We start from the raw sequence: 7,418 nt of genomic DNA, 5'->3' as shown, positions 1-7,418 counted from the left end.
TTCTTGAAGATAAAAGCGGCTTTCCCCGGAAAGCCGCGATGAACCTTTTTTTATCCATAAGTGCAATATTTTTTGAGATAGCTACAATTTCTATTGAGAAAGATAAACTTGGTCATGTACCCTATCCAGATAGTTAATTGGACTCTGGATTAAACATGTTTGAATATAACGGCAAGCAAATCGAAACCGACACTCAAGGTTATCTGTTAGATTACACTCAATGGGAAGAAGGTATGATTGAAATTCTTGCTCAAGATGAGGAAATTGAACTTACTGATGCACACTTAGAAGTCGTACATTTTGTAAGGAGCTTTTACGAAGAGTTCAACACCTCACCAGCGGTTCGCATGCTCGTTAAAGCAATGGAAAAAGCGCACGGCCCAGAAAAAGGCAACAGTAAGTACCTTTTCAAATTATTCAAAAAAGGCCCTGCCAAACAAGCAACCAAGCTCGCCGGTTTACCTAAACCAGCAAAATGCTTGTAGAACTAAAATAGCGCTAGGTTGATCTCAACGTAAAAAGTTAAATACTGTAGTGTCCTACAGTATTTTAAACTCCCCTACACGTACGTCCTGCCGCCGCTCATTGTGTTTAACTTGATGCACTTCTACGTTGTCCACTGTTGCGCTCGGTGGTCCAAGATTAAGCCAAGCGTGTAACTTCTCAAGTTTCAGCACCTCTCCGACCGCTAACACTTCAACTCGACCATCATTTAGGTTCTTTGCATAGCCGGAAATGCCCAAATCCAGCGCCTGCCTACTGGTGTGATAACGAAATCCAACACACTGAACTACGCCTGACACGACAAAAATATACTGCAGAGTTTCCATAACGTTGCCTCATAAATTATATGGATGATATAGTTGCGATTCTATTCATTCACCATTTATTGGTGGGCTTACTTCGAGTATTACAATTATGAAAGAAATCCCGTTTCGTTGGATTGACAAATATCTCATTCACCTAAAAATCCAAGAAAAGTTCTATCTACTATTCTTATTACCTCTTATCGCCCTGGTTATACTTACTCTAGTTTTAGATAGCGCCGCGGACTCTTTACTTGCTCACCTTTACCAGGATGAATTACACCTGATGAAAGGGCTGATTGAAGCTGGACAACTTACCAAAGATCAGGTCGCTCAACTCATTAGCAATTCTGACACCATCTCTTTAGGATATGGCGCAGGATCTGTTTCTGTCATGAATGGCGCCTTCAGTTTGGTCGCAAGCCATGACCAAAACTTATGGTCAGCTCTATCTACAACTCAAGTTTCGATTATTGCGGTAACTCTCACGCTGATAGCTCTGGGGGTTTACTACATCATGACTTTCATTGGTGGCGCTATGTTCTCGATGAACAAAGCACTCAGCACACTTGCAAGTGGCGATTTAACTTGTCGTATGAACTACTTTTTAGTTCGTGATGAGTTCAGTGAAATAGCTATTACTATCGATAAGGTAGCCGAGCGTGAACAAAACATGGTTCTCTCAATCCAAGAGTCCGTTGCTCTCATGCAGCAAATCAGCTCAGATTTGAACCAGTCAACACAACAAAGCTCAGATATCTCAAGTAATCAACAAGAGCACTTGAATAGCCTCGCCAGCGCAACTGAACAAATGGCAGCAACGATTCGCGAAGTCGCTACCCTTGCCCATGATTCAAGCACTCAAACAATGGACGCTCGTGGTGTCGCACAAAGTGGTCAAGTTAAGGTTTCTAATACTTTGGAATCGATCTCTAGCTTATCCCAAGAGATTCAATCGGCTTCGCAAGCAGTAGAAGAACTCGATGCTAATGCAGCGCAGATCGATGAAGTAGTCGCAACCATCAATGGTATCTCTGAACAAACTAACCTGTTAGCGCTAAACGCTGCGATTGAAGCTGCTCGAGCTGGAGAGCAAGGCCGTGGTTTTGCAGTTGTTGCTGATGAAGTTCGCGCTCTTGCCGGACGAACTCAACAAGCGACAGTTGAAATCCAGAGCATGATCGAGTCGTTACAGCGTAACAGCCAATCATTAACAAAACTGATGGAAGTGACAGTAAACAATGCCAATGAAGGCCAAACACTGATGTCGGAAGTGAACGTTGAGATCGGTTCTTTAGCTGAGAAAAACCAGTCTATTTCTGATAGTAGTACGCAAATTGCTACTGCTGCAGAAGAGCAAGGTGTCGTTGCGGATAACATTGCACAAAGCGTTGAAGAGATTCGTCATCAATCAGACGGCATCTGCGAGATGATCAGTAAAAGTAACTCTAACGTTGACCAACTTCGTAAGCAGAGCGATACGATGGAAGGTTTACTGACAGGTCTTAAAGCTTAATACTGACATCTAGCCACCATCTAATGATGGTTCAATACAAGGGCTGCTTTTGCAGCCCTTTCTTATTTGCTTTTCCCTTGTACTTCCCCGACAATACCCCTCCTTCAAATTCAACAAACAGAGTAAATTATGACTCCTTCAATTCATCTAGCTAAAGGCCGAGATAAATCACTACGCCGTAAACACCCTTGGGTATTTTCACGCGGTATCGATAAGGTCGAAGGCGAACCACAACAAGGTGAAACTGTAGACGTATATGCTCAGAATGGTCAATGGCTAGCAAAAGCGGCTTACTCACCAGAATCTCAAATTCGAGCTCGTGTTTGGACATTTGAAAAAGAAGAAATTAACAAAGCGTTCTTCGTAAAACGAATTCAAGACGCGCAATCACTGCGTGAAGACATCATTGAGCGTGATGGTTTAACTGGCTACCGCCTTACCGCTGCAGAGTCTGATGGACTGCCAGGTATCACTATCGACAAATATCAAGACTACCTAGTTTGCCAACTACTAAGTGCGGGCGCTGAATTCAATAAGAGCGTATTGGTTGAAGCTTTAATTGAATGCTTCCCAGACTGTAATATTTACGAGCGTTCAGACGTAGCAGTTCGTAAAAAAGAAGGCCTAGAACAAGTTGTTGGTGTACTTCACGGTGAAGAGCCACCAAAATCTATCGTCATTGAAGAAAACGGCGTCAAAATCAGCGTAAACATCATGGAAGGCCACAAAACTGGCTTCTACATGGACCAACGTGATAGCCGTAAAGAATCAATGAAGTATGTTAAAGGCAAAGATGTGCTTAACTGTTTCTCATACACTGGCGGATTTGGTCTTTACGCACTGAAAGGCAACGCAAAACGTGTAATCAACGCAGACGTATCTCAACTTGCTCTTGATACAGCTAAGTTCAACGCTGAACTCAATGAGTTTGATATCTCAAAAAAACGCGCTGTATTCCTAAACGCAGACGTATTTAAACTACTTCGTGAATACCGAGATCAAGGCACTAAGTTTGACGTCGTGATCATGGACCCACCAAAGTTCGTTTCAAGCAAAAATAACCTAACATCAGGAGCTAACGGCTACAAAGATGTAAACATGCTTGCAATGCAAATCTTAAACCCTGGTGGCACTCTACTCACCTACTCTTGCTCTGGCTTGATGGGCACTGATTTATTCCAAAAAATCATCGCTGACGCTGCTCTAGATGCAGGAAGAACCGTTAAATTTGTCGAGCGCTTCGAGCAAGCCGCTGACCACCTAACAGATACAGCGTACCCAGAAGGCTTCTACCTAAAAGGTTTTGCCTGTAAAGTGTTGTAACTGTAGGGTGTTGCAACCTCAACGTAAGGTTTCTTAAGCGCGATTACTTTACTAAATTAAGATATAAAAAAAGGGCCTTTCGGCCCTTTTTGTTTAGTTGCTTGTTGTATCGTATATCTTCAGTAAATCACTTAGGATTGCACTCTCAGATAGCCCCGCGTACTGGCCAGCAGCACCTTCAAGAACAATTTGTTGACTATTCTCACCAACCGAAGTCCCTGCTTGAGAGATTGTAACAGTTAAATCACCGTTACCTTCAACAACACCAATTTGATTACTCTTAAGTAAACTGTCTATAGTATCATTCGCATCTGTGTGCAGTAGTTCTGATAAATCTATCTTATCCTGTCCCTTTGTAAAGTCAGTAATAACATCTCTTTCACCATCTCTAATGTCATTCCGAGAACTAGTCGTGTCTTGATCCACAAACTTAAAGATATCGTCATCACTGCCGCCAGTTAATATATCGTTACCAAGACCACCGATAAGAATATCTTCACCAGCACCACCTTTAACTGTATCGTTGCCCGTTCCACCTCGGAGGCCATCATTACCTTGTCCGCCATCTAGGTAATCATTACCAGCACTACCGAAAATGACATCTATACCTTTTTCACCGTATACATAATCATCGCCAGCACCACTATGAGCAATATCTAAATACGCGTTACTTTGACTCGGCATAGAGTTATTAAAGGCTGCACCTTCACCATTACTGTTTGATGCTAACAAGCTACTGTCTGAACCGTTAGTAAATGATTCTAATGTCGCTTGAGCGTTAGCCTGCTTAGATGCACTATCACCCGCTGTATCATCTAACTTTGAATGACTGTCACCAAGCCAAATGATATCGTCGCCTTTTCCAAGGTGTACATGATCTCCTCCAGCACCAACATTTACTTTAAATCCATTAGCCACTTCTGATTTCGTGAAATACTCTGTTGTTGAATCCGTTCCAACAGAGCTCCATTGAAGCTTAGCATCACCATTTTGATGATGGTATAGCTTAAGAGTATCGACCGCATTACCTGGCGCACTAATATCTAAACCGGATTTACTAGCAGGAACATTAAACACCAACTTATTACTACTAGTATCACCATCACCGTCTTTCAGTGTGTAATCAAAATCAAGTGTTGAAGGCCTATCTTGAGGTTTACCACTAAACTCATACGCTCCGGTGTCAAGGTCAATTACAAATACGAACTTACCATCGACGGTTATGGTTAATTTGTTGGTTGCTTCATCCTTAGAATAGCTAATATTCGAAGGCAAAGTTCCCGATGTTGAGATAGTCGAACCATTAAAGTTAAATGAGCCAGTTCCAAATTTTATCTGACTTACGTAACCACCATCTGCCCCAAAACCAGAACCAGAACCAGAACCGCTACCTGAGATTGAACCTGTTACGTTTTGTACGATTGAGTTAATAAGTGCATCACTCAGCTGAGATTCATCATCAATCAACTCCGCGTTTTTATCTTTGGGACCTGTTCCATCATATGCAACTTTGTTGATCTGAGTTCTGTTACCTTTTAGATCAATTCCAACTGCGTGCGCGGTAATATTGTTAGTAGTTAAATGCTGCTTCCATGAAGCCTCTTCATATCTATCTATTTTATCATTTTCATGTGTTGCACCATCGCTGATGAAATAACTGACGTTATTTGCGTTAGGTATACGTAAACTGGAGTCCGTATTCCAATAATTCTTACCACCTTGTATCGCGTCATCATAAGCGGTACCACCACCGGCCTGTAGTGCGTTGATATAACCCTTCACTTCGTCGACAGTCATCCATGCTTTGTTATTATGCTCAACTAGAGAAACGTTATAGTTGAATGTTATAAGCTGAACACGAACATTATCTGATGCTCCCGCATATTGATTAAGCATTTGCAGTACGGATGCTTTAAGAACATCGAAACGATCTCCTTTCATTGATCCAGAAACATCCAAAATAAGCTGAACATTAGTGCCTACAGTATGAATAGTCGTATCAATTTCTTCATATTTAGCATCTGGCTGGTCGTCTTCAATTGAAACCGTAATCTGACCTCCAGAGCTAGACAACCCGGAAGTATCCTTAGCAATCACGGGAATATGAATCGATAAGTTATCTTCTCCACTGGTATTAGGGTGATCAACAGGAGCTTTAAGTTGTACCTCATAATGTCCACTACTATTTAAAGTCGCTTCAATAACAGGTTTACCGTTAGCTTCGCCAAGAAGTGTGTGACCATTATTTGATACACTCCAAGTAATTGTATGCCCTTCAGATGTCAGAGGTTGGCCAGTTGATGTTGTTACTGTAATTGAACTTGATTCACTAAATACAGTGTCAGACCAGTTACCATTGGCATCGGTAATAGACAAATCCCCCTGAACAGAGTGTCCATCAGTAGAATCACTCGGCAAACCTATCGTATCCGTAATACCCCCACTAAGAGCTTCTTCAGACACACTGACTGACTGATTCCTGATGACAGGTGCAACTTCATTGTCGAGTATCGAGCCAGTACCTGTGTCGCCACCAATAGTAATGGTGTAATTTTCAGTATTTTCTACAAGAACGTCATCTAATGTCGGAACAATAACTTTAAAGTAAGATACGCCTTTAGGCACAATAATAGATTGCTTATCTGCACTCAGTTTAACGCCATCCGTAAACGAAATGTCTGCTTTTCTAACATCACTACTATTCGGGAAGTTAAATGAATATTTAACTTCTATATCAGAAGAACCTGTAAGTGCAACACTGTACTCCAACACTCCACCTTCTTTAACAGCAAGAGCATCGGACACACTTATTGCGGGTTTATCAGAAGCATCTTCATTTATAGAGCCCGTAGCTGATACACCGTGCTGACCGCTATTGATGATTACATCTTTACTAGCATCAGTTGAAGATTGGAAAGGTATCTCACTCAACTTAATTCCAAAGTCTTCTGATGTTTCGAAACGGTTATCATTTACTGTATCTACATTAACTTTGAAATCCGTAACTTTCGCAGGAAGTGTGAATGTTCCATTCACTTCATTTACCGAAATAGTCTTAATCACTCCGCCAGAAACATAAGTGACTGTAACCCCAGCAAACGGCTTACTACTGTCTGCGGCTAAATCCTCAAGGTTTGCTTTGCCAACGCCATTAGAAAATTCAAACTCGACTTTCATCTCAATCGACGCTTCAGACACCTTCGATAGTTGCCCATCAAATACGGCCGTGTTTCCTTCATCAACAGCATTAGCATTCGTCAATGTAAGTGTAGGGTTATCTGAATGATCTAACTTGATTGTACCTTGACCTTTCAGATCAGAATTCGCTTCATCAATACTTGACGTTCCACCTACCTGAGATTTTGTATCTACAATGTGAAGTCCAAAACGTTCAGTCCATTCAAACTTATCGTCTTGTACGGTTTGAACCGTTACACGAAGTTCAGTTCTTCCTGCCGGAATTTCTACATAACCGTTAACAACATTTGCAACTTGGAAATCGCCGTTAGCATCTTTGTATTCGTAAGTTAGGCTATTGGTATCGATGTCATCAAATTCAGTATCGTAACCGTTTGTTGTCGCTTCAAATTTAACATACTGTTTTTCAGAAGAGGCTTCATTTAATGTCACTTTAAAGGATGCTCTATCTCCTTCATTCACAGGCACAGCATCGTGGACTTTGATAGTTACGTCGTTGTCTTTGATGCTCGCGTCGCCCGTCGCCGTGTTGTTCGTCGTCGTGCCCGCCGCCGCCGTCACTTTCAGGCCGAAGG

5 protein-coding genes are annotated in these 7,418 nt (G+C 41.8%); 3 read left to right on the top strand and 2 right to left on the bottom strand.

Annotated features, from left to right (window positions below):
• Positions 1–155 precede the first annotated feature (155 nt).
• Positions 156–485, top strand: coding sequence for a TusE/DsrC/DsvC family sulfur relay protein (locus ACED42_RS21140; protein WP_029223000.1), 330 nt, complete (start codon positions 156–158; stop codon positions 483–485).
• Positions 486–539: 54 nt separating this feature from the next.
• Here the strand turns inward: ACED42_RS21140 and yccX are convergent, their stop codons facing one another.
• Positions 540–830, bottom strand: a complete 291-nt coding sequence (gene yccX / locus ACED42_RS21135; protein ID WP_017103467.1) for an acylphosphatase — start codon at positions 828–830, stop codon at positions 540–542.
• 88 nt (positions 831–918) lie between these two features.
• Between yccX and ACED42_RS21130 the strand changes: the two genes are divergently transcribed.
• Both ACED42_RS21130 and ACED42_RS21125 read left to right on the top strand, forming a co-directional pair.
• The gene (locus tag ACED42_RS21130) at positions 919–2,322 is read left to right on the top strand and encodes a methyl-accepting chemotaxis protein (protein ID WP_371704031.1); all 1,404 of its coding nucleotides are present in this window, start codon (positions 919–921) and stop codon (positions 2,320–2,322) included.
• A gap of 129 nt (positions 2,323–2,451) precedes the next feature.
• The gene (locus ACED42_RS21125) at positions 2,452–3,645 is read left to right on the top strand and encodes a class I SAM-dependent methyltransferase (RefSeq protein ID WP_017103465.1); all 1,194 of its coding nucleotides are present in this window, start codon (positions 2,452–2,454) and stop codon (positions 3,643–3,645) included.
• Between the two features lie 93 nt (positions 3,646–3,738).
• Here the strand turns inward: ACED42_RS21125 and ACED42_RS21120 are convergent.
• Positions 3,739–7,418, bottom strand: a 3,680-nt coding sequence (locus tag ACED42_RS21120) for a VWA domain-containing protein (protein ID WP_371704029.1), incomplete at its 5' end; no start/stop codon positions are given.

This window comes from Vibrio sp. FF145, from assembly GCF_041439075.1.
Lineage (GTDB): Bacteria > Pseudomonadota > Gammaproteobacteria > Enterobacterales > Vibrionaceae > Vibrio > Vibrio tasmaniensis_A.
Note: the sequence above shows the minus strand (reverse complement) of the source record. Positions and strands in the feature narration are given on the sequence as shown.